Source organism: Devosia sp. Root413D1, assembly GCF_001425235.1.
Taxonomy (GTDB): Bacteria; Pseudomonadota; Alphaproteobacteria; order Rhizobiales; family Devosiaceae; genus Devosia_A.
In genome coordinates, this window is sequence record NZ_LMEA01000011.1 from 899,237 (window position 1) to 923,906 (window position 24,670).

Genomic DNA, 24,670 nt, shown 5'->3' on the forward strand with positions numbered 1-24,670 from the left:
TTTCCGAGGGGAGGCTGTCGGTTCGCGGCCGCGGCTCGCCGCGCCGCCTACAGCGGAACGCAGCGAGGTCGCGGCATTCACGACCCGCCCGTTTGGGGCGTGGCGTGAAAATGCGCTAACGCAGACGCTTGGCCCAAGCCAAGAGAGAGCTCAGCACCTTGCCGAATACCGATCCGTGATCGATGGCAAAGCCCGCAATTATTGCGATTGAAGCAGCGAGTCCAACCCAGAGAACGATCTGATCCATAGCGGCCTCCGTACCGAATCCAGGGCGAGCAAAAGCGCTCGCTCGCCTGGCGGCGGAGGGGTGGCTGGGATCAGTAGGCTCTCATTGAGTGCTCCGGATGCGAAGAATTCGCGACGGCAAGATGCCCCGGGCTGAGCCCTGAATCAAGAACGCACGCGACGCTATGCGAGACAGACCCCATGCGTGGCATGGCGAAACCGAAGGTGTGCTGAACCGGCACTCCAGCCGTTGAGGGTTGGACCTCCGCTTCTGGCGCGAAGCGGTCCTCGGCCGGTGTCGCCTCATGGCCCGAAGCGGACGGTCGACGTTGGTAGCACCAAGATGACTAGAGGTTGTCCTCAACGGGCATAGCGCGGTCGATTGAGGCGAGGAACGCGCCAATCTCCGCCCGCGACTTCAGCCGGTAAACCTGCTTCGCTGCCGCCATGTCACCAACGAGCTGCCTGTACCGCGGCGTCAAAGCACGATGGCATCGCAACAGCACGCCATAGCTGCTCATCGTGCTGCGCCACAACGGACTGTTCTGCGGCCACCCCTCCGGCGCGACATAGAGTCCCTTGATCAGGCGCTTGGTCACCCACCAGTAATGCGTGACGAGGGGCAGATCGATGTGGATGAGCGTATCGGCTACGGCGAACCGCTCCCAGGCGGTCTCGACACTGCCGAAGCCATCGATGATCCAGGTATCTCGACGCAGCAACTCAGCGTGTGCCTTGAGGAACGCCTCGTGCGGGACTGCAACACCGCCGGCCCCGTATTGCATCTTATCCAATACGTGCAGCGGTAACCGCGTGATCTCGGCCAGGCGTTTGGCGAGCGTAGACTTTCCCCCACCTGCATTCCCGAATATCGCAACTCTTTTCATGGCTGCCCCGGCCGCACGTCTCCAACGACCATAGTGCGACCGGTAGGAAGCGGGAAGGCGCAGCCCGAATGGCCGCCTCTGGCGCGAAGCGGACGCTCGCAGCGAAACCCGGCGGGCCAACGGTGCTGGGAAATCCGCATCTATGGGTACAACCGCAACATCGCGTGGCGACTGAGAGACATCTGAGACGCATCCCAACGTTCACCAGCGGAGGCAGTGAATGACTGGTTCCGACCCCGGCGCACAGTATGGCGTCCGCCGTCGCTGCTGTTCAGGTCACTTGTACTGACACCTTCGGCTGGACCCGCGGAGCCAGCAGCAGCACGCCGATCGCGAACGGAATAAGACAGGCGAGCGCTGTGCGCAGGCCCACAAGGCCGGCGATGAAGCCGACGACCGGCGGGCCGATGACGTAGCCGGAAAAGCAGATCAACGACAGCGCGGCGATGTTCATCGCCGAGGAACGGCCGGGCTGCCGCGCTGCCGCCGTCACCGAGATCGGGAAGATCAGGGACGCAGCGAATCCCATCAGCGCAAAGCCCAGCAGCGCCGTCCAGACGTTTGGCGCCGCCCAGATCACCGTCAGCCCCAACAGGCCGGAAACCCCGCAGCACCGTGCGAGAAAGACCGGCCCGAGACGATCGATCAGCCGGTCGCCTGTCAGCCGTGTGCCGGCCATGATCGCCGCGAAGATGCCAAACCCTGCGCCGGTAAGCGCCGCCTGCGCCCCATGTTCGGTCCTCAGATAGACCGCCGCCCAGTCCGCCATCGCCCCTTCGAGCACGCAGGCACAGAACGGCAACAGGCAAAGCAGCAGCAGTGGCAGGTCCGGCAGGGTGAGCGCCGGTCCCGGCGCCGACGAGATCGGGGTGCGAGCCAGCTGGCCTGTCGACAAATAGGCCACCGCCATCAGCACGGGCGCAGCGACGGTGAGCGTGACATTTGCCTCGAGGTGAAACGACAGCGCGAGGCTGCCCAGAGCCGCGCCGGCGAGGTTGCCGACGCTCCATAGCCCGTGGCAGCTCGACATGATGCGCTTGCCAAGCCGCGTCTCGACGGCATCCGCCGTCGCGTTCATCGCGACTTCGACCCCGGCGATGCCGGAGCCGTAAAAGAACAATGCGACGGCGAAGCTCGGCAGATCCCACGCCAGCCCAGGCAGGATGGACGTGAGCGCCAGCCAGGCGAAGGTCAGGCGGATTGCGGCGCGTTCGGACATGCGTGAGGTGACTAAAGTGCCCACCAGCGGCAGCGACGCCATAATGCCCAGCGGCAAGGCTGCCAGCGCCAGCCCCAGCTGGCCGATATCCAGTCCCAGCTGCGCCTGGATATCTGGCAGGTGCGGCAGCCACTTGGCGATGATTAGTCCGTCCAGAAAGAAGATCAGTCGAATAGCGGCGATCGGCGACATTGCGAACCTCATCTACTGACCAGACGGGGAACCTGGGGCGGGGTGATTTGCGCTTGTCGTCCACCAGGCGGTGGCGGAGCTTTCGGAGCGTTGCACAACATTGTTGGGCCAATATTTGAATGGTCGTCGGAGCTGTGCTGCCGGCGCTCTGTTTTTTCCCGCGCACGCTGGTCTGGCGAGAAGCGAACAACTGCCCGTTCGCGAAGCGGCCCGCGGCGAGCGACCGCTCCTGGCGCTGCCGGTCCTCACCGGCCGCAAAAACTGTGGCCGATCGGCTCGGCAGGTGCGATACGCCGGAGGATCGAGCCTGAGCGGGGACCCCGCGTCCGGCTCCATACCGCGTTGGGGACCGGCCATGTCGACGATCGATGAAACCAAGCTCGCGCTCAGCCGGCACCAGGTGCTGAAGGAGGCGATCGACCCGCGGCTGCCCGGGCTCTATCGCGGCAAGGTGCGCGACAATTACGACCTGCCGGATGGGCGGCGCATCCTCATCACCTCCGACCGCCTGTCGGCCTTCGATCGGGTGCTGTGCTGTGTCCCGTTCAAGGGCCAGGTGCTCAATGGCATTGCCCGCTGGGCCTTCGCCGAGACCGCCGATATCTGCTCCAACCACGTGCTGGACTATCCCGATCCGAACATCGTCGTCGGCCGCCGCCTCGACATCCTGCCGGTGGAGATCGTGGTGCGCGGCTACCTCGCCGGCACCACCAGCACCTCGATCCTGACCATGTACAAGGCCGGGCGCCGGCAGATGTACGGGCGGGTATTCCCCGATGGCCTCGCCGACAACCAGGCGCTCGAGACGCCGATCATCACCCCCACCAGCAAGGCCGCCGACGGGGCGCATGACGAGCCGCTCACCGAGGCCGAAATCCTGGAGCGCGGCCTGCTCAGCGCGGCGCAGTGGCAGGAAGTGAGCGAGACCGCGCTCGCCCTGTTCGCCCGCGGCCAGGCGCTCGCCGCCGCACGCGGGCTGATCCTCGCCGATACCAAATATGAGTTCGGGCTCGATGCCGAGGGCAGGCTTCGCCTCGCCGACGAGATCCACACCCCCGATTCCAGCCGCTACTGGCGCGCCGATACCTACGAGCAGCGTCTCGCCGGCGGGCAGCGTCCGCACAGCTTCGACAAGGATGTGATCCGCGAATGGGTCGCGGCGCGATGCGATCCGTACCGCGATGAGGTCCCCGAAATCCCGGCGGAGCTGATCTGGAAAACGGCGCTGACCTATGTCGAAGCCTACCAGCGAATTACCGGCCAGCCGTTCGAGCCGCCGCCGCCCACCCCGCCGGTGCACGAGCGCGTGCTGGCGGCCCTGGCGAGTTTTCACGGGGACTGAGAGCCAGGCGCGAGGGGAGCTCCCCTGCACTCCGCGGCACGCTCGAGCTGTTGGCGGCATGCGCTTCGCCAGCGTCAAATTGCGGATCGACTATCGCGGAACGCGGGCGTATCAGGCGATATGACTTCGCCGCAGCCCGGCCCCGAGGCCCAGTCCTTGTCCGCAATCGCCATCAGTGTCGATGGACTGAGCGCCGCCTATGCGGGCAAGACCGTGCTCGACAACCTGACTTTGGAGATCCGGCGCGGCTCGAGCTTCGCCTTGCTGGGCCCCAATGGCGCCGGCAAGACCACCCTGCTCAATATCCTCTCGACGCTGCGCCGCCCCGATGGCGGCAGCGCGCGCGTCGCCGGGGCGGACGTGGTGCGCCAGCAGACCGAGGCGCGGCGCTCGCTCGGCGTGGTGTTCCAGGATTCGAGCCTCGATGATCGCCTGACCGCCTGGGAAAACCTCGAGTTCCACGGTCTCGTCTACGGCATGGCGCCCAAACGCCGGCGCGAGCGCAGCGCCGCGGTGCTGGCGCTGGTCGAGCTCGAGGACTGGCGCGACGAGATCGTCCGCAGCTTTTCGGGCGGCATGCGGCGCCGGCTGGAGATCGCCCGCGCCCTGTTGCACGAGCCGCAGATCCTGTTCCTCGACGAGCCGACGGCGGGGCTCGACGCCCAGACCCGGGTGCGGATCTGGCGCTACCTCGATGAGTTGCGACGGGCCCGCGACCTGACTGTGCTGACCACCACGCACTATATCGAGGAGGTCGAGGGCGCCGATACGATCTGCATCATCGACCATGGCAAGATCATCGCCCAGGGCTCGCCCGAGGCGCTGAAGGCCCAGTACGGCAGCCGCTGGCTGCACCTCACCCCGCGCGACCAGGCGGCGCTCGAGGCGATCCAGGCGGCCCGCCCCGATGCGCAGCCGCTCGGCGCGCATGGCCTTGCGCTCCCCGCCGATGATGGCGCCATGACCGATGCTTTCCTCGCGACTTTCCGCGATCGGCTGGTCGAGGTGCGGTTCCAGGATCCGACGCTCGAGAGCGTCTTCCTGTCGCTCACCGGCCGCCAGTTGCGCGATCGCGCCGACGACCAGCACAATGCCGACAAGGCCGCCGGCCGGCGCGGAGGGCGGCGATGAACCCGATCGTCATGGCGCTGCGTGGCCTCTATGGCGTCTGGCTGCGCGAAATCACCCGCGCCACGCGCGACCGGGCGCAGCTCATCGGCGGCATCAGCCGGCCGCTGATCTGGCTGTTGATCCTCGGCGTCGGGCTCAACCCCTATTTCCGCGGCGAGGTCTATGGCGAGGTCCGCTTCGTCATCCCCTACACTTACCTGCAGTTCCTGTTCCCGGCCGTCATCGTCCTCAACATCATGTACACCTCGATCCAGTTCGCGGTGTCGGTGATCTGGGATCGCGAATTCGGGTTCCTGCGCGAAGTGCTGGTGTCGCCCATGCCGCGCTGGCTGATCCTGCTCGGCAAGGTGCTCGGCGGCGCCACCGTGGCGACGCTGCACGGCGCGCTGGTGCTGATCCTCGCCCGCTTCGCCGACGTTACCCTCAGCCTCGAGCAGGTGGCGCTGGCCCTGCTGCTGATGTTCATCCTGGCGTTCGGGCTCACCAGCTTCGGGGTGATCCTTGCGGCCCGGGTGCGCAGTTTCGAGGGGTTCGGCGTGTTCTCCAACACGGTGATCCTGCCGCTCTACTTCACCTCTTCGTCGATCTTTCCGCTCGATCCGGCGCTGACTCGGGCCCAGCAGGCGGTGACCTATCCCGAGTGGCTGGTGTTCCTGGTGCAGATCAACCCGATCACCTATGCCGTCGATGCGCTGCGCGGCGTGCTGATCAATTTCAACCAGTTCGCCCCCGCAATGGGTGTCGGGGTCATCGTCGCTATGGCGGTGGTGTTCTTTGTCGTCGCCACCATCGATTTCGCGCGGCAATGAAAGGCGGCAGAAATCGCTGGATCCAGCCTGCGATCAACCTGTTGATCACGGTGGCGCTGCTGACGACGCTCAGCTTTTTGCCGCCCGATACCTCGCTCAGCGATCGGCAGAAGACCGGCGTCTTGAAACTCTGCGTGCCGCCGAGCTACCCGCCCCTCGTCACCGGCGATCCGCAGCAGCCCGGCTTCGACATTGAGCTCGGGGGTAAGGTGGCGGCAGAGCTGGGGCTGCGGCTCGCCGTCAACACGCTCAGTTCGATCGGCACCGACTTCAATCCGCGCAACTGGTCGCTGACCCGAGGCCAGTGCGACATCATTGCCGGTGGCGTCGCCGACACGCTGCAGAGCCGCAGTTTCCTCCAGACCATCCCCACGCCGATCGAGACCGGCTGGGTGGGGGTATCGAAGAGCGGACAACTCCCCGCGGCCGGCGGCTCCGTCGTGGTGCTGCCCGGCACCAGCGGGCTCGACCGGCTGAAACTGTCGGGCTGGCTCAGACAGCAATCGCGGCAGGTGATTCCCGCCCGGTCGCCGCAGCAATTCGCCGAAACCCTGGCGAGCGGGCGCGCTGCGGCCGGCATCACCGAGCGCTTTCTCACGGCTGGCATGGCATTGCCTGAGGGCGTCACGCCGTTCTGGTTGGACGAGGCGCAGTTCCCGCGCTTCCGCATGGCGTTCGGCCTGTGGAAGGGCGACCAGACGCTCAAGCGGGCCGTCGCCGCGGCGCTGCAGAGGCTAGAGGCCGCCGGCGACATGGCGGCGCTGGAGGCTCGTTATCATATTGAAACCATTGAAGAAGCGCCGTGAACGCACGGCGCCAGTTTTGGTTCCATCACTAAATTTTGCTTCACTATGACGAAAGTCGCATGGGCGTGCGAACCGATTATGCATTTTGTGAGATTGAGAGATGGCCGCTGAAATGTCAGTTCCCATAGACGACGTGCCGAACGGAATCTTCCTCCCGGTCGGTGCGCCAGCCCATTCTCGGGAGACGAAGATGCCCCTAAAGATCACCCCCCTCGCGGTTGTCGCCCTGGCTGCCGCGTTGTCCGGTGGCGGTGCCCATGCCGCCGGTTTCACCGCCGAGCAGGCCACTGCCGGCGAAACTGCCTACAACGCCAACTGCGCCCAGTGTCACGGCAAGCAGCTCGAGGGTCCGGATGCTCCCGGTCTCGCGGGCTCGGACGTGATGCAGAACTGGGCCACGGCCGGCGGGTTGTACGACTTTATTCACGTTGCCATGCCGCCCTCGGCGCCGGGCCAGCTTGGCGATGAGACCTATCTCAACATCATTGCTTACATCATGAAGTTCAACGGCGCCCAGCCGGGGGACGAGCCGCTGACATCAGATGCCGCCAAGCTCGCCGCCATTTCTCTGCCGGCCGAGACCCAGGCAGGCGCTGCCGCGGCGGCGCCCGCCGCAACGGCAACGCCCGACGCCACCACTGCTGCCGCTGCAACTGCCGTTCCGCAGGCTTTCACCTGGGGCAAGCAGCTGCCGGGTGGCCCTGCCCCCACCGATGCCGCGGCGCCCGCCGCTGCAACGACTCCCGCAGTTCCGCAGGCCTTCACCTGGGGCAAGACGCTCCCCACCGTCGCCGCGCCCGCTGCCAACTGAGTTATCTGGCGCACTGATGTGTGCCGCTTTTAGGAGGTCTCGATGAAAATCGAACTTTTGAAGTCCGTGTTGGTCGCCACGACCGCGCTGGCATTGTTTGCTGGCCCTGCCCTCGCACAGAACGCGGCTGCGCCCGCGGCGACCGCGCCCGCTGCGGCTGCACCCGCCGCCGATGCGGCAGCCACGCCCGCTCCGGAGCGGACCAAGAACTATGTCCCGGTCACGGCCGACATGCTGGCCAATCCGCCTAAGGAAGAGTGGTTGATGTTCCGCGGGAACTACAACAACCAGGGCTATAGCCAGCTCGACCTGATCAACAAGGATACCGTTGGCAAGCTGCAGCTCGCCTGGGCCTGGCCGATGGCCGAAGCCGGCATCCAGGAAACCGCGCCGCTGGTGCACGACGGCATCATGTTCCTGCAGACCAACAACAACATCGTCGAGGCGCTCGACGCCAAGACCGGTGACCTGGTCTGGCAGTATCGCCCGACGCTGGCCGAGCTGCCCAGCTCCTGGAGCTACCAGATCAACCAGGCGCGCCGGCAGAAGAACTCGATCGCGCTCTATGAGGACAAGATCATCCTCACCACCGTCGACGCACGCATCGTCGTGCTCAATGCCAAGGACGGCAAGCCGGTGTGGGAGAAGCAGGTCCTCGATACCCAGAAGGGCTACAGCTACACCGTTGGCCCGCTGATCGCCGACGGCAAGATCATCTCCGCCATTTCCGGCTGCTCGATCGCCGGCACCGCCGGCGGTTGCTTCATCATGGCGCACGACATCAACACCGGTGAAGAGCTCTGGCGCTTCAACACCATCGACGACCCGGAAAACCCCAAGCAGGGTGAAAGCTGGGGCGATGTGCCGCCGGAAAACCGCTGGGGCGGCACGCCCTGGACGACCGGCGCCTATGATCCGGCAACCAAGACCACGTTCTGGGGCATCGGTATGCCTGGCCCCTATTCCGAGCTGATCCGCGGCTCGGGCGAAGGCAGCGTGCTCTACACCAACTCGACGCTCGCCCTCGACGTCGAGACCGGCAAGCTCAAGTGGTACTACCAGCACCTGCCGCGCGATAACTGGGACCTCGACAGCCCGTTCGAACGCATCCTGGTCGACCAGGAAGTCGACGGCAAGACGCAGCACCTCCTGATCACCGCCGCCGGCAAGAACGGCATCGTCTTCGCCCTCGATCGCGATACCGGCAAGTACCTGTGGCACAAGGACACCGTGCAGCAGAACGTCGTGACCGGCGTCGATGCCGACGGCACCGTGCAGATCAACACCGACCTTATCTCCAAGGCGGTCGGCGAAGAGCACCTGGTCTGCGCCTCGGTTTCGGGTGGGAAGCTCTGGATGACCGGCTCGTACAGCCCGCTCACCCAGGCCTATTATGTGCCGCTGACCGAAGCCTGCAACACCGTGGCCCCGACCCAGGTCGAGTTCACCGCCGGCAACGCCGTCGGCGCCGTCAAGTTCGGGCCGCGCGTGCTGCCCGAAGGCATCACCGATGCGGGCCTGCTCGATGCGGTCGGCATCAACCCGACGCAGGGCGACCACAAGTGGCAGTATCGCAGCCGCCCGTCGATGACCTCGTCGGTGCTGGCCACGGCCGGCGGCCTGGTGTTCGGCGGCGACGCCGCCCGCAACATCAACGCCTGGGATCAGGAGACCGGCGAGGTCGTCTGGTCGCAGCGCCTGAACGCTCCGATCGGCGGCTACCCGTCGACCTACGAGATCGATGGCGAGCAGTACCTCGTGGTGCCGACCGGTTACTCGAACGCCGCCAGCTCGATCTCCTCGGCCTTCCCGGAGATCCCGCTGCCGACCGGCTCGGGCAACTCGATCTTCGTATTCAAGCTGCCCAAGTCCGGAAGCTGAATGATCTGATCGGAACGAATGGGAAAGGGGCCGCTGGCCCCTTTCCTTTTTAGATCACGGATGGGTTGAATCACTGCCACTGCCATCGCCCCACCCTCGATGTCATCCCTGCGAAAGCAGGGACCCAACTCACGGCCCGCGCAGGTGGATGGATGGGTCCCTGCTTTCGCAGGGATGACAGCCGGTGGATGGGTCGAAGCTCGAGCACACCCCCTTCTCCGGCGCAGTCCAAAAGTGAAACGACCTAGGAGACTATCATGCTGCTGAAACTGCTCGCCCCGGCGCTGCTGCTGCTCTCGACCGGCGCCGCCCTCGCCCAGACCTCGGGCGTGCCGCCGGAAGAGTTCGACAATACCCGCCGCCAGGCCGGCGACTCGATCCAGGTCTGTTTCGACCGCACCAGTCTAGGCCGCGCCTTCGACGAGGCGGTGGCCAAGGCGCTGGGTGATGCGCTGTTTCTCGAGGTGAAGGTGATGGAAGGCTTTGGCGGCTTTCCGCTCACCGGCGATGGCTTCATGGACGAGCTGAACCTCGCCATGAACAATGACTGTGACATGTTCATGGGGGTCTCGGTGTCGCCCAATACGCCCTTGTCTGACAGCTTCTCGATCACCCGCCCTTACGCCACCATCCCGTTTGTCCTCGCCGTCAAGAACCCCGACTGGCAGCGGCTCGGCGATATCCCCAAAGACCAGCGGCTCGGCACGGCAATCGCCAGCATGGGCGAGATGAACTACATCACCTGGGCGCAGCAGCGCAGCAAGGCCGACCGCTGGGTGCGGCTGCCCTATGCCGACCCGAACCTGATGGCGACCCGGGTGCTCGACGGCACCATTGCCGGGATGATCCTGTGGCAGCCGGTGCTGGCGCGCCTGCAACAGGAACGACCCGAGGCAGCCGCGCTCCGCGTCATCGCCAACGATCCCATCCCCGCTTCCGAGACCCATGTCGGCGCCCTGGTCTCGAGCCGCAACGGCTTTTTGAGGAGCCAGATCGACCAGGCCATCGACGCCCTCGTCGCCGACGGCACCATCGATGGCCTGCTCAAGCAGTTCGGCTACGCCGGGCGGGCTGGGGAGTAGACCCAAGCGCACCGGCCTCTCCGTAATCCTCCCCCGCGTGGCGTGGGAGGATTACCGCACCGCCGGTGCCCCCTACGCATTCCCCGTCAAACTCAGATACGGCAGCACCACCGCCCCAAGGCTCGGGATCAGCCCCGCCACCACTGCGGCCGTGACCGCCGCGAGGCCGAGCGACTGGTAGCGCGGCAGCCGGCGTCCCTGTTCCGGCCGCACCGCCTGCCAGATGGCTCCGGCGGCCAGCCCCGGGATCGGCAGGAGGTTCAGCAGCACCGATCCGGCCGTCACCAGCTGAAACTGGCCAATCACATAGAGCACCACATAGGCGCCGCTCTGTGGCAGCAGCAGCGCCAGCGGCCGCAGCAGGTCGGCCACCGGCACCAGCAGCGCCATGCCAATGAGCCCGCCCAGCACCACCACCGCGACGCCCCAGCCGCCCAGCCGGTTGCTCGCCACCTCATAGCGCAGCGGCCGCACCCAGCTCATCGCGAACAGCACGCCGACGGCCAGGCCCCACAGCGACAGCTGCGCGAACGGATTGGCTGACAACCGGCCATCGAATTGCGGCCGCCGATCGCCAAGCAGGCGCGCCAGGCCCGCCAGCAACAAGCCCTGCAGCCAGGCGTAGACCAGCACCGCGCCGATCCGCGATACGATGTCACTCATGCTCAGGTCGCGCAGCAGTGTCATGGCTCTCTCTATCGCACTTTTCCGCCCGACGGCCGGTCAACCGCTAACGGAAGCGCTTGTTCATGCCTTCTAGATCACCTCACCGATGAGTTGAACCACCTGTCGTGCCATCCCGCGATGACGGCCGGAGGGTCGTCGGGACGAACCGAGGTTGAGCCGTTCGAGGCTGAGTTTGCCTTCGACCTGCCGAAGGAGTAGTTGGCATGTGGTCGACCCGAGACGCCAGATGCAGGCTGATCAGCAAATCGTTGACGAGATCTACGAGGCGGCCGCCATCCCGGAGCTTTGGCCCGATGTTCTGGGCCATATGAGCCAGGTGGTCGGCGCCAGCGGATCCGGCCTGCTCGTCTTCGACCCCCAGCAGCGCATGCGGTTCACCGCGACCCCCAGCTACCTCCCGGTATTCGAGAGCTTTGCCTCGCGGGGAGATGCCGGCCGCTATGACAACCAACGCCCCAGGCGGGCCCTTGCGAACGGGCATGTCGGCTTCCAGCACGACCTCGAACTGTTCACCCAATCCGAGCTCGATACCGACCCGGTGTATCGCGACTTCATCTATCCGCACGCCATTCGCTGGACCGGCGGCACGCTCATCCCGGTGCCGACCGCCGACATCCTGGTTTTCGATTTTGCCAGACGAACCGAGCCGTTCGGACGCACCGACATGGAACGGCTGGACCTCTACCGTCCGCACCTGGCGCGTGCCGCCTTGCTGGCGCACCGGCTGAACCTCAAGGCGGCCCGGGCCGCCACCGACGCGCTTGACGCGCTGGGGCTCCCCGCCGCGGTGCTGCAGAGCGACCGCCGCGTCCTTTCGGCCAATGACTCGCTCAGAGCATTCGATTCACGCGTGACCATCGGCGCGTTCGATCGGCTGCATCTGGCGACGGCGCACGCCGACAGGCTGCTCGGCCGCGCGCTCGCCGAACTCGACCACGACAACGTTCGCTCCTTGCCGATGCCGGCGACCGAAGTCCACCCTGCCGTGGTCGCCCACCTGGTCCCGATCCGCCGCTCGGCCAACGATGTCTTTGCCCGCGGCGAAATGCTCCTGCTGTTCACCCAGGTGACCGCTCCAAATGCGCCGGTCACCGAGGTGCTGACGGGTCTGTTCGATCTGACGCCGGCCGAAGCGAGGGTGGCCAAGGCCATTTCGCTGGGCGGATCCGTCGAAACCATCGCCACGGCCAGCAACGTGTCGCGGGAGACCGTCCGCACCCAGCTCAAAGCGGTGATGATGAAAACCGGCACCGCCCGGCAAGCCGAACTCGCGGTCCTCCTCAGCGGCATCAGCCCGTTCAGCTGACGGGACACACCAAGGCCAGGCGGCCTCTCCGATGTGGTCGCCGCCTGGTTGCAGGGGCTGGTCATCACCCGGCCCGCGAAACGTGATGTCGTCCGCCGGATACCCTGCCGCCTCTCAGAGCGGTCGAAGGCCGCCCAACAGCACTGCGAGCTCGGCCTGGCGGCTCGTGCCGGTCTTCATCATCAGCGACTTGAGCTGGGTACGGATGGTCTCGCGAGAGATGCCGTGCGAAGCCGCGAGTTGCTCGACCGATCGGCCGACCGAGATGCCGCGGGCGACTTTCGCCTCGGCGGGCGTCAGGTCGAAGAGCCCGGTCAGCACTTCAGTGAGGGGCGCCGACGGGGCCGTCACCGGGGTGAGGAGCACCAGAACCTCGGCGCGGGCAAAAATGTCGCCGGCGGCGCGTCGGATCGGGACCACATGAGCGACGATCGCCGGCGCGTTTTCAGTCGCCGCCAGGGGGATCGATCGCACGCCGTTGAAGCTGGAGCTGGACAGTGCCGCAGCAAAGAGATCGTCGGCTGCCTTGGCCCGCAGGTAGATCCGATCGAAAGCTCCGATCTTCACGCGCGGTGCGAGCGCCAGCAACGACTCGTTTGCTGCGAGGACCGCGCGATTTCGCCCGACCACAGCCGCCGGCAGCCCCAGGATGTCGAGGGCTTCGGTCGTCGCCCTGGCCTGCTGCATCCGCAGTCGATGCGCCAGCAGCGCAGCCCTTGCCAGATGCGGGCGGCATGAATCGAGCCGCTCCATCGCTGCGCGGGTGAAGGGGCCTTTGGTGGTGGACTTGGCCACGTCGTAAACAATCAGATCGCCACTCGGCACTGGAACGGCGGTACCGGCAGTCCAGCCGAATCCATACGGCCTGATAAACCGGATGTAGATGGGATCAGCATCGAGCTCGGTCTGTGAACAAACCTCGATGTCATGCGCAAATGCCATCGGCATGCGCTCGAGGCTTCTCTGCGGTCGGATATTGGGCAGGCTTGCGCCATTGGCGGCGTAGTCCGAAAACGCCGCCTCATAGCTCTTCGTGGTAACATAGCGCAGGCCTGTATCGTGGCCGAAGGCAATCAGCGATGCAGCGTCCCCGTCAGCGAGACTGCCGATCTGCTCCAGGATGCGCGGCCAGTATTCCGGAATGACCGCCGCCTCGTATATTCCCTCGACCAGCGTATCCATATCCATGGTGCTGCAATCACGACCGTTTCGTAAGTGCTAGACTTGCACCAACTGCCCTCGCGTTGCCATAGCAGAACGCGGGTTTGAGGAGTGTGTTCACGCTGCGAGGCAACGCCTCCGCACCAGCATGGACCAGCCCCTCACCCGAATGGGTGACGCCAATTGTTGAAAGACGGCGTCCCTTCCCCACCAGGCATGTCGCTCGGGGCTCGAGAACGCCTCGGCAGCCCGGTCCGCTTCAGGGAGGGAACCGATGAGAACATTCCTGCGACGCGCATTTGTCCTGCTGCTGCTCGCGCCATGGTTGGCCGTTGCCTCGCCGGCCCATGCCGACGTGGCCTGCGTTCAGGAGCAGTTGACGCGACTGGGTTTTGATCCCGGTCCGGTCGATGGCGCGCTGGGAAAGCGGACGATCAACGCCGCGACGCTCTTCGCAAGGAACGCCGCGATGCCGCTCGACACGCTCACCACCGAGAATTCCGGTGAGTGGTGTTCGGCGGTGTCGGCTTTCGCCGCTACCCCTGCGGCGCAGAGCATCGTGACGCTGGACCTGTCGTCGGAGCCGGCCGGCATCCTCTCCGATCGTGATCAGCAGCGGCTCTGGGAAGCCTACACCACTGCTCCCGAGTGCTTTGAGCACCCGACCTACGGGAAGGGTACGCCCCTCGGCGTGCCGAAGCTGACCGCCGACCAGTTCGGCGCCGAAGCGTGGAAATCGCCCTACACTGCGGTGCGCGGCGCCGCCCAGTGCCAGAGCGGCCCGGGCAGCCTGGTCATTCCCCGTCCCATCGCGGTGGTGAAGCTCGATGAAGCCTATGGCGAGCGACAGCACGACATCGACATCGCCGCCACCTGGTTCAGGCGGCTGACCACCTACCTGCGTCTCACCGACGATCCGGTGGCGCGCACCCAGCTCAAGCGGGGCGTCATCGAATGGGCCCGCGCCGGTGCGCTCGGCAAAGGCATCCACGTCAGCTGGGGCGCGCAGCCCGTCGATTACCAGATGATGGCTGCGATCCTCTCCATTCTCAGCGCCACGGCGGAGGTGGCTGCCGACTTTTCCGCCGAGGAACGCACCGTCGTCGGCCCGTGGCTCAACCGCCTCGTGGCCGAAATGGGCGCCAGCCACTGGAAGGATCGCTCCGACAACAAGGCCTACATGCGGACCTATGCCGCTCTCATCTGGGGCCTGATGGTCGGGGATGATCGGCCGGTCCAGGCGGCGATCGACGAGTTCAAGCTGGCGATCCATGATATGCGCCCGGACGGCAGCTGGCCAATCGATACCCAGCGCGGCGGCATGGGCCTGCATTACAATTCGGGAAACACCGCCCATGTGGTGATGATCGGCACCGCCCTGAAACTGGCTCGCGGCGTCGATCTCTTCAGCTACGAGGTCGATGGGCGATCGGCTCACACCGCCGTGGAGTTCGTCCTGCGCTCGATCAAGGATCCGGTTGCCACGAACCAGCAATACGCCATCCGCTGCCCCGACGGCGGCGACCGTTTCGGCAGCGTCGACAAGCCGAGCATGTCGTTCATAGGGGAAGCTGGCTACCTGACGGCCTACGCCAACCTGTTTCCCGAAAGAGACGCCTCTCGGTACATCCTGAACAGTCTGGCCAGCGAGGTCGACAATGACAGCGAAAAGTCCGGTGGCGTACCCGCCTGCCTCTATGCGCTCACCGGTGGTGTGGTGAACCTCGCGCCCTTGACCATGCCGGAGCCACCGCCACCGCTGCCGACCCCGGAACACAGCGTCCGCACGCTCGAGGATATCGCGCACCAGGTGGGCAGGTCGGTAAACGTCAACTCGCTGCTGAAATCGGAGATCGAGGGCGAAAAGGAGGGAGCGAACGAGCTGGATTTCAACGTCGTCGGCACGTTCAATTATACGACCAGCAGCTTTTTCAGCTTCAGCCTGGTGATCAACGAGCCACTTGGCGACCGCAAGCCGGATGGCTTGAGCGCGTGCGGCGCGAAGACGCGCACCTACGAGGACAATCTCCACCGCGTCATCATCGACTTCGCGATCGATGACACGCAATACCGTGCCAAGCGCGCCGATTGCATCATTGCGGCACTACCCAGGCGCCAGGCTTTCGAGGCGCAGTTCCTGATCGACTCGTTTGCCGATATCGCCATCGGCCTGGTCGCCTCGGGCGACGTCGAGAACCTGCAGCACGAGGGGCTGCAAACGTTCTTCAAGCGCGTCGCCGCCGGGGAGATCGTCATCAGCCGATAGGCCATACTCCCGGCGAGGGCCCTGCCCTCGTCCGGCTGGGTAGAGGGTGGGGTGAGCGGCAGATCCAACCACAGCCTGAATTCTGCCTGGCGCTGCCGCAGGTGGGGTGAGAGGGAAAGCGGACATCGGCGGCGTCCTCCGCCTGCCGGATGGCCAGCTGTGTGCCGTGGCGGGGTACCTGGCCTTCACGATGATCCCCTGCCGGGAGCAGGAGAGTTCCAGGAAGACGTCGAGTTCACCGAAGCGCAGATCGCTTTTGTGCTCAAGCACGTCATTGGGGCAGAATCGGTGAATGCAGCAGCCATCCGGATTGGGTAGGCTGACGCCCAACGAATGGGTTCACAATTCTCGCGAGGGGCTCTGCGGGTGAGTATCTACGAAGACCTGGGCATCAAGCCGATCATCAACGCGTCAGCAACACTCACCAGACTTGGTGGATCGCGCATGCCCAGGGAAGTCCTCGAGGCAATGCATGCGGCTGCTGGCTCGTTTATCGATCTGCCACTCTTTCAAACAAGGGTCGGCGACCGCATCGCCGAGCTCACCCGGAATGATGCCGCATTCGTTTCCTCGGGTGCAGCAGCTGGGATCGTGCTCGCGGTCGCCACTCTGATGGCAGCGCCGAACGAACCCGATCCGATGGCGTATCCGATGCTCAAGGGCATCACCAGGAACGAAGTGATCGTTTTCACTTCACAGCGCAACGGCTATGACTTCGCCATTCTCCAGACCGGCGCCTCTATCGTTGCGTGCGACGACACCCTCGAATCGTTTGAGTCGGCCATAACCGGGCGTACAGCGTGCCTGGTCTGGTTTGCCGGGGCGCTGGCAGCGAAATCTCCGCCGATCGAGGATGTCATCGCGATCGCCAGGAAACACCACGTCCCGGTTCTGGTTGACGCCGCCGCCCAGATTCCACCGGTTTCGAGTCTCTGGCACTACACCAAGGTCCTCGGCTGCGATGGCGTCGTCTTCAGTGGCGGCAAAGGGATCCGTGGGCCGCAAGCTGCCGGTCTGGTCCTTGGGACCAGGGAACTGATCGCAGGTTGCCGCCGACTTTCAGCGCCAACGCAGGGCATCGGTCGACCCATGAAAGTCGGAAAGGAAGAACTCGCCGGAATGCTCGCCGCCGTCCAGTACACACTGGATCGGGACGAGGACGCGATTCTCCAAGGTTACGAGGCGATCGTCCAGAACTGGATCGAAGAGCTCGCCGGGATCCCGGGAGTGACGACGGAACGCGGCTTCCCAAGTGAAGCTGGTCAACCTCACGCCCGCGCAATCGTTCACCTCGATGCCGGTTTCGGCAAGACGCGCGACCAGGTAATTGACGAACTCAGGAACGGCGATGTCTGGATTGAGGTATCTGCACTAGCCGATGAACCGAATGCCATAGCCCTGAATCCGCAGACGCTGACGAGCGACGAGGCCGGTGTCGTTGCTGCTCGATTGCGACAGGTTCTGACCCGCTAATCAAGTCTCCAGGAACATTATCGATGGCATTCAATGTCAGGAAGCGTGGCAAACTCACCTATTACTATGAAGGCGATCGACCTGTTCTCTCGGCGCTGGTCACCGAGGAACAGACAGATGGCGACCTTAAAATTCATTTCGCTGGTCTGACAGGTGGCTACTCAGCGAAGGGCGTATTGGGACTCAGCGAACTCGTGTCGATGGATCCCCATCAGGAAGTCGCACTGGTCTTCAGGTGCTGGGAGAAGTGGCTGGTCGAGGCGGGAATCTGCTCGTCTCTGGAGGATATCGATTTCATTGAGATGCATGCGTTCGGTGCCCAACCGAAGACCCCGAACATCCTCGCCGACCCCGCCGGATATGCCGCCGAGCAGGATCGCCTTCGGAAAGCCTATGCCGAGGCGTACTCATCCTTCTTCGCCGATAACCTTCCCGAAAATGGAGTTCCCTGCCGCTTCACAGTCCATCTGATCGATTTCCCGGACAAGGCGGCCTCGTACGAGTTCTATACAACCGCGCTCCTCCAACGCGCATTGCAGAAGGGTTAGTCGTGCTAGCGCACCCGACCCTTGGCACGGGCACCCAGCACGAGATCGCAAGTGGACTATCAGGTGCAGGCGGGGTGAGGTGGGGGCGAATGGGAGCAGGCGCCGTTTCACCGGACCGGTGTTGAACAACCTGCCTGCGATGCAGCAGGTCGCCCGGACCCTCGTATCTCCATAAGTCACCGATTTGCCGAGAGCCAAAGCCCGTCCGCAGGCAACATTGGCAAGTCAGCTCCGCAAGCGCTCCCGGGTCTGCTTTGACTGGACCGGCTCGGATGGGAAGGCTGCGCCTGCCGGAGGCAACGTTTCAGCCCGCTTGAGCCAACCGGCGCCGGCAACGCCGTGCCGAGGCTGGGCAGAATCTTCATGATGATACCGCTCGTCTGGATGATCTCGGCGTCAATGATGCCTCTCTCCGAGGTTATCAAAGTGCTGCCGGTCTGGTTCGACATCAGCAAGTGGTCGCTCGACAACTATTACGAAACGCTGGTCAATTAAGGCGAACCCCGTCCACACCGCCCAAAGCGGACATCCGGTCTTCCTGAGTACCTGGAACTATGGCCAGGATCTAAAAGAGCGCTATCTGGCCGGCCGTTACACGAGCCGAGTCATCGATCGCAAAACACACGCTGTTCTGCAAAATGACCGCCTGCTCGGCTGGCCACCGATCTCGACCTACCCCTACTGTTTAGTGGGCATGCCCCCGGCGGACTTTCTGTCTACCGTGCGCGCATGATTTGGGGGCCGACTTGATGAACCGCTTTCCGGCAATGCATGGCGTGCAGGGCAAACGCCTGCATGGCCTGACGCGAACGCTCCTCGTTTCCATCGCGTCGCTGGCGATCCTCGCCGCTGGCCCCCTCGGCACCAGCACCGCCTTCGCCGCCGGCGGCGAAGGTGGCAGCGGCGCGGCCGGGGGCGTGGATTCCAATACCGGCGCGGGCGGGGCCGGCGGTAATGGCGACTTGATGTCCGAAGCCGGCGGTGGTGGTGCAGGCCAGACTGGCGGCGCCGGCGGCGACATGATCGGTTTCCCGGGCAATGCCGGTGCTGGCGGACTGGCGCCGGCACCGGGCACGTTCGTCGGCGGCGATGGCGGCAACGGCACGTCCAGCGGCGGTGGTGGCGGCGGAGCCCACGGCTTTGTCGGCGCCGATTTCAGTACGTTGACCGGACCGGCCCAGGGTGGTGACGGTGGCGACGGCGCCAGCGGCGGCGCCGGCGGCTATGGCGTGGTCATCACCGGGACGGGGAACCTGGGCAACACCGGTCAGACCGCCACCGGCGGCAACGGCGGCAATGGCGGCAGCGCGTTCCTTTCGGCCGGCGGCGGTGGAAGCGGCGGCACCGGCATGGTGTTCAGCAATGCGGCTGGAGCGACTGCGAACATCAATGCCATAGTGACGGGCGGCAATGGCGGTGATGGCGGATATACGCAGTTTGCGCAGGGCCCCGGCGGCGCGGGCGGCGCCGGCGTGGTGTCGCTGAACGGCGGTACCATCACCACCAGCGCGGCGGTCAGCGGCGGCAATGGTGGCAACGACGCCATTGGCGGCGCCGGCATCATCTTCGGCGGCACCGGCACGCTCACCACCGGGGCATCCACCACCGGCGGCAACGGCGCCAGCGCCATCGTCGTCACCGGAGCGGCGAACCTCATCGCCGGCGGCACGGTGACCGGCGGCTTTGGCGCCGCCGGCGTTTCCTTCGGCAGCACCGGCACCTTCACCATCACCGGCACGGTGACCGGCGGCGCCAACGGCGCCGGCGCCAATGTCACGACCGCCACCACGACCACCATCAACGGCGCCCTCACCGGCGGCGTCGGCAATGCCGGCGGCGTCGGTGAGGACTTCGGCCTTGGCGGCGAGGCAGGCGCCAGCGGCCTGGTGCAGGGCGCCGGTGGTACCGTGAACGTCAACGCCGCCACAACCGGCGGCAATGGCGGCGCAGGCAGTGGCGGCTACGTCATCGGCGGCAGCGGCGGCGGCGGTGGCGCCGCCATCGTGCTCAGCAATGGCGGCACGGTGAACGTCGATGCGGCCGTCACTGGCGGGCAAGGTGGCGCGGGCGGCCTTTCGAGCTTCACCGGCGGCGGCGGCGGCGGCGGCGGCGCTGCCATCTTGCTCAGCAATAGCGGCACGGTGAACGTCGATGCGGCCGTCACTGGCGGGCAAGGCGGCGCCGGCGGCCCTGCGATCACCGGCGGCAGCGGCGGCGGCGGTGGCGCCGCCATCGTGCTCAGCAATGGCGGCACGGTGAACGTCGACGCGGCCGTCACTGGCGGGCAAGGCGGCGCCGGCGGCGCTGCGGACTACGACGGCGGCAGCGGCGGCGGCGGCGGCGCTGCCATCGTGCTCAGCAATGGCGGCACGGTGAACGTCAATGCGGCCGTCACTGGCGGGCAAGGCGGCGCGGGCGGCCTTTCTAGCTTCGGTGTTGGCAGCCCCGGCGCCGGTGGCGCCGGCATCTCGGGCGCCGGCATCGACATCGCGATGACCACCCCCGGCAGCGTCGCGAGTGGCGGAGGCGGCACCAACGCCATCACCTTCACCGGTGGCAGCAACAGCATCACCGGCACTGGCGGCACCATTGCCGGCGCGGTCCGGGTCGATACCGGCGCAAGTCTCGACATCGATGGTGGCATGCTCAGCCTGACGAGCGCCATCAGCGATATCCAGCTCGGCGGCACGCTGAACCTTTCGGGCAATGTCACCACCAGCGACATCGCGCAGATCACCACCACCGGGTCGGAGATCCACTACGCCAACGGTGCTGTGGTCGCGAGCGCCATCGTGCTCAACAGCAACGACACCACCCTCGACGTCGATACCGGCGATGCCGCCGAGCAGTCCGGCAATATCACCGAGACCGGCGGGGCCCGACCGATCGAAAAGACCGGCGGCGGCACGCTGGTGCTTTCGGGCAGCAACACCTATACCGGCGCCACCACTGTCAGCGGCGGCACGCTCGAGCTGCAGAACGGCGCCGCCATCTCCAATACCGGCGCGGTGGTCCTCGACAACACCGCCGGCGTCAACCTGGTGGTGACCGACAGTGAGACCATCGGCTCGCTCTCCGGCGGCGGCGCCAGCGGCGGCAATGTAGAGGTCGCGCTGGGCCAGACGCTTTCGACGGGCGGCGCCAATACTTCCACTACGTTCGCGGGAGTCATCTCCGGCAGCGGCGGGCTCACCAAAGCGGGTTCCGGCACGTTCATCCTGTCGGGCAGCAACAGCTATGGCGGCATCACCACCGTTGCAGCCGGCGTGCTCGATGTCACCGGCTCGCTCACCGGCACATCGCAGCTTGATATCACCGGCGGCAGCTTCATCGGCTACGGCACGTCGATCTCCGACACCGCCGCGGTCAATGTCTCGGGCAGCGGCCTCTTCGACCTGCGCGGCAGCGAAACCATCGGCGCGCTAACCAATAACAGCGTCGTTTCGCTCGGCGGGAACAACCTCACTGGCGATGTGCTGACCACCGGCGTGCTGTCGGGCACCGGCACGGTGAACCTCGACATTAACCTCCAGACCGGCGCCACCGACCGGCTGCACGTCGCTTCGGTCGCAGCCGGCGCCAGCACCACTTACGCCTTCGACAATCTGGGCGGCGCCTGGCTGATCCCCGACGTACTGGTGGTCCAGAATGACGCCGCCAGCTATGACGGCGCGTTCAGCTCCACCGGCCTGCCGCCGGCCGGCCTCGTCAGCTTCAGCCTGATCGACAATGGCGGTGATCTCTACGTCCACGCCGAAGCCGACCTCGGCGTATTGGGCGGCATCACCGATGCGGTGACGCTGGCGCAGTCGACCATCGGCGCCATGCTCGATCATGCCCCGGGCCGCGACGGCAGGACGCTTATCGGCAACGTCCCCGGCAGCGATTGCGGCGTCGGCGCCTGGCAGCGCGGCCTTGGCGGCAGTGCTTCGGCGACGGGCGAAACCTTCACCGACAGCGGCTCTTCCGCTGGCTCTTCGACGGTTGGCCTCAGCTTCGGCGGCGGCCAGTTCGGCGTCGATGTCGCCTGCGCCGATGTCGGCAGTTCCGGCATCGACGTAGCGTTGGGCGCGTTCGGCGGCTTTGTCGCCGGCTCCACCACCCAGTCGATCGACGGCATCGTGCCATCGACCACCGGGGCCAGCTTCCAGCAGGGTTCCGGGGGCATCTATGCGGCCATCGCCAAGGATCAGTTCGCCGCCGAGCTGCAGGCCCGCTACGACGCCACCGACTTCGTGTTCAACAACACCAACGCCAGCTACGGCCTGGTCGATGCCGACCTCCACACCGATCGCTACACGCTCAGCGGCTCGGCGAGCTACGCGATATCACTGGGCGAGGTGGACCTGACCCCGCGGGCCGGCTTCTCGATCAGCCAAACCACCGCCTCGGTGCTCGAATTCCAGAATGGCGAGACCCTCGCCCCCGATGCCGCGTTGAGCCTCGTGGGCTTCATCGGCGGCACTTTGAGCAAGACCTTCCTGCTCGAGGATCAGCTCACCGCGGTCACCCCGTTCCTCACCGGCACGCTCTACAACGACTTTGCCGATGGCCCGACCTCGGTGTTTACCGACCAGGTCGGCAACGAACTGAACCTCGTGTCGGAAAACCAGGGGCTGGTCGGGGAAGCGAGCCTCGGCATCGGTGTCTCGCGGCCCTTCGGCGACAACGCGCAGTTCGACGCCTCCCTAACCCTCAACACCCGCTTCTCCGACCAGCTCGAGGGGTACGGGCTGGCGGCGAAAGCGCGGCTGCAGTTCTGACCGGCGTGGCGAGACACGTGCATTCTTCCCGCTTGCTTGGCGGTCTGCTGCTGCTTGCTCTCGTCACGGGGCCTGTCAGCGCGCAGGACGCGCCGGTGGCCGCCGAACCGCTGCAGATCGGTCCCGCCAACGACAGCCCGCAGCCATGGGCCATCAACTGCTCCAACGAGGTCGGCCGCGACACCATCGTCTGCACCATGACGCAGGCGCTGGTCGCGCGAGACAGCAACCAGCGCATCATAGCGGCGACGATCTACCGGCCCAGTCCCGACGCGGCAGCGCTGCTGCGCATCAACCTGCCGCACGGCATCCTGCTGCAGCAAGGCGTCGACGTATCGATCGATGCCGGCGCCCCCACCCGGGTGCCCATCACCATTGCCGACCAGAACGGCAGCTATGCCACGCTCGAGCTCACGGCCGACCTGCTGGTGGCGCTGCAGGGCGGCGGCCTCGTCACCTTCGGGGTCAAGGCGGCCAACGGCGAAGCGGTTGGCTTCCAGCTCTCCCTCAAGGGCTTCACCTCGGCCTTCGCGAAACTCTGAAGCCGTCCCGGCTCGCCGGGCAGCCCTCCACCCCTACCGCTCCGGCAACCCCGCACCGACCATCGCCGCGATAACCCGCGCGCTCGCCGCCACGAACACCGGGCTTGCCCCCGTCGTCGGCGGCGCAACGTTGGCGGCGGTGGTGCCGGGGCGGAGGGTCAGGGCCTTGGTCAGGGTCGCTTCGGCTTCGGCCTGGCGGCCGAGGCGCTGGTAGGCGGCGGCCAGCAGCATCATCGGGCGGCCCGAGGCCGGGGTGATGGCGATGGAGCGCTGCAGCCAGTCGATGGCGGCGGCGTCGCGATCCCGAGGGCACGACGACCACCGGGCTCGAAGGCCGCGTCCAGGCCGGCGTCCGGCTCAACGTCAGCCCCAGCGCCGCGATCAATCTCGGCGGCGAGTTGGGCGGGCTCGGCTCGGAACAGCGCAGCTGGTCGCTCAATGCCGGGGTCAGCGGCGGCTTCTAGCCCGCCGCGGGCCCTCACGTCGCGAGCACTGGTCGGGTCGAGCCGCGCAGCATCACCTCGACCGGCACCACCATCTCGCGGAAGGGAAAGCTGCCGGTGTCGAGGCGATGGAACATCGCATTGGCCGCCGCTTCGCCCAGCCGAAACGCCGGTGCGGCGACCGTGGTGAGTTCGGGCGTCGAATAGCGCCCGAATTCGAGGCCGTTGAAGCCCGCCACCTGGATATCGCCGGGAACATTGCGGCCGACGCCCTGCAGGTAGCGCATCGCGGCAATGGCCATCTGGTCGTTGCCGCCGATGACCAGGTCAGGTTCGTCGCCCTTGGCCAGAAACGCCCCCAGCGCCGCCTGGCAAGCCTCAAAACCTTCATTCGCCGACTTGACCACGCTGAGGCGGACCTCGGGCCGGTTGGCGAGAATTTCGCGGATGCCGCCCTCGCGCCGCTGCATGGCGGCCCATTCCAGCGCTGGCACGAGGAACAGCACGTGTCGCACGTCGCCGGTGACGAGGGCGCGGGCCAGCTCACGCGCCCCGCCCCGGTCATCGAAATGGATCGAGGCCGCATCGCGCACCTCGTCCGGCACTTCTTCCTGCAGGATCACCAGCGGCTGGTTGGTGGCGGCGATCCGCTCCACCACCCGGCGGCGCGTCGCACGGGAGCCCGACAGCACCATGCAGAAGCCGTCGGTCTCGATATTGCGCAGGAACGACGCCTGCTCGACCTCGTCGGGGCCGACGCCGTGCAGGATCGTCGAGTAATCGAGCCGATGCAGCGCGGCGGTGAGGCCGGCCAGCATGGCGGCGGTCAGGGGGTCGGAGAGAAAGAACGGCGACGCATCGACCAGCACCACGCCGATAATCTGGCTGCGCTGCGTCCTGAGCCGCCGCGCCAGCGCGTGCGGGCGGTAGCCGAGCTCCTGCGCCACGCGCCGCACCCGCGCCGACAGCTCCGGCCCCACGGCGCCCGCCCGATTGTTGAGCACGTTCGAGACGGTCATCGGCGTTGTCTGGGCCAGCCGCGCCACGTCCTTGAGCGTTACCGCCTTCTTGCTAGGGGGCAAGTTTCCTCCGGGGG

Annotated in this window: 21 protein-coding genes; 14 read left to right on the forward strand and 7 right to left on the reverse strand. The window is 66.1% G+C overall.

Going from position 1 to position 24,670, the window contains the following annotated elements; translation table 11 throughout:
- Positions 1-115 precede the first annotated feature (115 nt).
- From ASC89_RS29155 to ASC89_RS21625, 3 genes are all read right to left on the reverse strand, one after another.
- Entirely contained in the window at positions 116-247 is a 132-nt protein-coding gene (locus ASC89_RS29155; RefSeq protein ID WP_274532719.1) for a hypothetical protein, read from the reverse strand.
- A 325-nt stretch (positions 248-572) separates the two neighbouring features.
- On the reverse strand, positions 573-1,112 hold the full coding sequence (locus ASC89_RS21620; RefSeq protein WP_056001650.1) for an adenylate kinase: 540 nt from the start codon (positions 1,110-1,112) through the stop codon (positions 573-575).
- A gap of 271 nt (positions 1,113-1,383) precedes the next feature.
- Positions 1,384-2,523 carry an MFS transporter gene (locus tag ASC89_RS21625; RefSeq protein ID WP_055883749.1) on the reverse strand — a complete coding sequence of 380 codons (1,140 nt, stop codon included), beginning with the start codon at positions 2,521-2,523 and terminating at the stop codon, positions 1,384-1,386.
- 355 nt (positions 2,524-2,878) lie between these two features.
- Between ASC89_RS21625 and ASC89_RS21630 the strand changes: the two genes are divergently transcribed.
- From ASC89_RS21630 to ASC89_RS21660, 7 genes are all read left to right on the forward strand, one after another.
- On the forward strand, positions 2,879-3,865 hold the full coding sequence (locus tag ASC89_RS21630; protein WP_056001653.1) for a phosphoribosylaminoimidazolesuccinocarboxamide synthase: 987 nt from the start codon (positions 2,879-2,881) through the stop codon (positions 3,863-3,865).
- A gap of 156 nt (positions 3,866-4,021) precedes the next feature.
- Positions 4,022-4,996 (forward strand): ABC transporter ATP-binding protein, encoded by a 975-nt coding sequence (locus ASC89_RS21635; RefSeq protein WP_244488511.1) that lies wholly within the window; start codon positions 4,022-4,024, stop codon positions 4,994-4,996.
- Positions 4,993-5,805: an ABC transporter permease gene (locus ASC89_RS21640; protein WP_056001659.1), complete on the forward strand. Its 813-nt coding sequence runs from the start codon at positions 4,993-4,995 to the stop codon at positions 5,803-5,805. Before ASC89_RS21635 ends, ASC89_RS21640 begins: the two co-directional genes overlap by 4 nt.
- Entirely contained in the window at positions 5,802-6,611 is an 810-nt protein-coding gene (locus ASC89_RS21645; RefSeq protein ID WP_056001662.1) for an ABC transporter substrate-binding protein, read from the forward strand. The genes ASC89_RS21640 and ASC89_RS21645 overlap by 4 nt, the downstream gene beginning before the upstream one ends.
- Before the next feature lie 190 nt (positions 6,612-6,801).
- A complete protein-coding gene (locus ASC89_RS21650; protein WP_056001665.1) occupies positions 6,802-7,422 on the forward strand; it encodes a c-type cytochrome in 621 nt (206 codons plus the stop codon).
- A 42-nt stretch (positions 7,423-7,464) separates the two neighbouring features.
- Positions 7,465-9,303, forward strand: a complete 1,839-nt coding sequence (locus ASC89_RS21655) for a PQQ-binding-like beta-propeller repeat protein (protein WP_055883767.1) — start codon at positions 7,465-7,467, stop codon at positions 9,301-9,303.
- A 257-nt stretch (positions 9,304-9,560) separates the two neighbouring features.
- A complete protein-coding gene (locus ASC89_RS21660) occupies positions 9,561-10,385 on the forward strand; it encodes an ABC transporter substrate-binding protein (protein WP_055883771.1) in 825 nt (274 codons plus the stop codon).
- Positions 10,386-10,457: 72 nt separating this feature from the next.
- Here ASC89_RS21660 and ASC89_RS21665 read toward each other — a convergent pair whose 3' ends face one another.
- The gene (locus tag ASC89_RS21665; protein WP_055883773.1) at positions 10,458-11,072 is read right to left on the reverse strand and encodes a hypothetical protein; all 615 of its coding nucleotides are present in this window, start codon (positions 11,070-11,072) and stop codon (positions 10,458-10,460) included.
- Positions 11,073-11,298: 226 nt separating this feature from the next.
- Here ASC89_RS21665 and ASC89_RS21670 point away from each other — a divergent pair, with 226 nt between their 5' ends.
- Positions 11,299-12,378, forward strand: a complete 1,080-nt coding sequence (locus ASC89_RS21670) for a helix-turn-helix transcriptional regulator (RefSeq protein ID WP_055883777.1) — start codon at positions 11,299-11,301, stop codon at positions 12,376-12,378.
- 114 nt (positions 12,379-12,492) lie between these two features.
- On the opposite strand, the gene ASC89_RS21675 is transcribed toward ASC89_RS21670, so the two are convergent.
- Entirely contained in the window at positions 12,493-13,566 is a 1,074-nt protein-coding gene (locus tag ASC89_RS21675) for a helix-turn-helix transcriptional regulator (RefSeq protein WP_082533514.1), read from the reverse strand.
- A gap of 247 nt (positions 13,567-13,813) precedes the next feature.
- Here ASC89_RS21675 and ASC89_RS21680 point away from each other — a divergent pair, with 247 nt between their 5' ends.
- The 6 genes from ASC89_RS21680 to ASC89_RS28735 all read left to right on the forward strand — a co-directional run bounded on the left by ASC89_RS21680 (position 13,814) and on the right by ASC89_RS28735 (position 23,131).
- Positions 13,814-15,805, forward strand: a complete 1,992-nt coding sequence (locus tag ASC89_RS21680) for an alginate lyase family protein (RefSeq protein ID WP_056001671.1) — start codon at positions 13,814-13,816, stop codon at positions 15,803-15,805.
- Between the two features lie 366 nt (positions 15,806-16,171).
- Positions 16,172-17,278 (forward strand): aminotransferase class V-fold PLP-dependent enzyme, encoded by a 1,107-nt coding sequence (locus ASC89_RS21685; RefSeq protein WP_056001674.1) that lies wholly within the window; start codon positions 16,172-16,174, stop codon positions 17,276-17,278.
- Positions 17,279-17,301: 23 nt separating this feature from the next.
- Entirely contained in the window at positions 17,302-17,826 is a 525-nt protein-coding gene (locus tag ASC89_RS21690; protein WP_055883788.1) for a hypothetical protein, read from the forward strand.
- Between the two features lie 363 nt (positions 17,827-18,189).
- Entirely contained in the window at positions 18,190-18,321 is a 132-nt protein-coding gene (locus ASC89_RS29160) for a hypothetical protein (protein WP_274532720.1), read from the forward strand.
- A 254-nt stretch (positions 18,322-18,575) separates the two neighbouring features.
- Complete coding sequence (locus ASC89_RS29165) at positions 18,576-22,589, forward strand: hypothetical protein (RefSeq protein ID WP_162247979.1); 4,014 nt, start codon at positions 18,576-18,578, stop codon at positions 22,587-22,589.
- Positions 22,590-22,606: 17 nt separating this feature from the next.
- Positions 22,607-23,131 carry an invasion associated locus B family protein gene (locus tag ASC89_RS28735; RefSeq protein ID WP_162247980.1) on the forward strand — a complete coding sequence of 175 codons (525 nt, stop codon included), beginning with the start codon at positions 22,607-22,609 and terminating at the stop codon, positions 23,129-23,131.
- A gap of 33 nt (positions 23,132-23,164) precedes the next feature.
- Here ASC89_RS28735 and ASC89_RS21705 read toward each other — a convergent pair whose 3' ends face one another.
- The gene (locus ASC89_RS21705) at positions 23,165-23,365 is read right to left on the reverse strand and encodes a tetratricopeptide repeat protein (RefSeq protein WP_055883818.1); all 201 of its coding nucleotides are present in this window, start codon (positions 23,363-23,365) and stop codon (positions 23,165-23,167) included.
- A 244-nt stretch (positions 23,366-23,609) separates the two neighbouring features.
- Positions 23,610-24,656: a LacI family DNA-binding transcriptional regulator gene (locus ASC89_RS21710; RefSeq protein ID WP_055883822.1), complete on the reverse strand. Its 1,047-nt coding sequence runs from the start codon at positions 24,654-24,656 to the stop codon at positions 23,610-23,612.
- Between the last annotated feature and the right edge of the window lie 14 nt (positions 24,657-24,670).

What these genes read in the sequence shown, in the direction of transcription:
- ASC89_RS29155 (WP_274532719.1), bottom strand. Translation starts at nt 247, where the DNA reads ATGGATCAGATCGTTCTCTGGGTTGGACTCGCTGCTTCAATCGCAATA.
- ASC89_RS21620 (WP_056001650.1), bottom strand. Translation starts at nt 1,112, where the DNA reads ATGAAAAGAGTTGCGATATTCGGGAATGCAGGTGGGGGAAAGTCTACG.
- ASC89_RS21625 (WP_055883749.1), bottom strand. Translation starts at nt 2,523, where the DNA reads ATGTCGCCGATCGCCGCTATTCGACTGATCTTCTTTCTGGACGGACTA.
- ASC89_RS21630 (WP_056001653.1), top strand. Translation starts at nt 2,879, where the DNA reads ATGTCGACGATCGATGAAACCAAGCTCGCGCTCAGCCGGCACCAGGTG.
- ASC89_RS21640 (WP_056001659.1), top strand. Translation starts at nt 4,993, where the DNA reads ATGAACCCGATCGTCATGGCGCTGCGTGGCCTCTATGGCGTCTGGCTG.
- ASC89_RS21645 (WP_056001662.1), top strand. Translation starts at nt 5,802, where the DNA reads ATGAAAGGCGGCAGAAATCGCTGGATCCAGCCTGCGATCAACCTGTTG.
- ASC89_RS21650 (WP_056001665.1), top strand. Translation starts at nt 6,802, where the DNA reads ATGCCCCTAAAGATCACCCCCCTCGCGGTTGTCGCCCTGGCTGCCGCG.
- ASC89_RS21655 (WP_055883767.1), top strand. Translation starts at nt 7,465, where the DNA reads ATGAAAATCGAACTTTTGAAGTCCGTGTTGGTCGCCACGACCGCGCTG.
- ASC89_RS21660 (WP_055883771.1), top strand. Translation starts at nt 9,561, where the DNA reads ATGCTGCTGAAACTGCTCGCCCCGGCGCTGCTGCTGCTCTCGACCGGC.
- ASC89_RS21665 (WP_055883773.1), bottom strand. Translation starts at nt 11,072, where the DNA reads ATGACACTGCTGCGCGACCTGAGCATGAGTGACATCGTATCGCGGATC.
- ASC89_RS21670 (WP_055883777.1), top strand. Translation starts at nt 11,299, where the DNA reads ATGCAGGCTGATCAGCAAATCGTTGACGAGATCTACGAGGCGGCCGCC.
- ASC89_RS21675 (WP_082533514.1), bottom strand. Translation starts at nt 13,566, where the DNA reads ATGGATATGGATACGCTGGTCGAGGGAATATACGAGGCGGCGGTCATT.
- ASC89_RS21680 (WP_056001671.1), top strand. Translation starts at nt 13,814, where the DNA reads ATGAGAACATTCCTGCGACGCGCATTTGTCCTGCTGCTGCTCGCGCCA.
- ASC89_RS21690 (WP_055883788.1), top strand. Translation starts at nt 17,302, where the DNA reads ATGGCATTCAATGTCAGGAAGCGTGGCAAACTCACCTATTACTATGAA.
- ASC89_RS29160 (WP_274532720.1), top strand. Translation starts at nt 18,190, where the DNA reads ATGATGATACCGCTCGTCTGGATGATCTCGGCGTCAATGATGCCTCTC.
- ASC89_RS29165 (WP_162247979.1), top strand. Translation starts at nt 18,576, where the DNA reads ATGAACCGCTTTCCGGCAATGCATGGCGTGCAGGGCAAACGCCTGCAT.
- ASC89_RS21705 (WP_055883818.1), bottom strand. Translation starts at nt 23,365, where the DNA reads ATGATGCTGCTGGCCGCCGCCTACCAGCGCCTCGGCCGCCAGGCCGAA.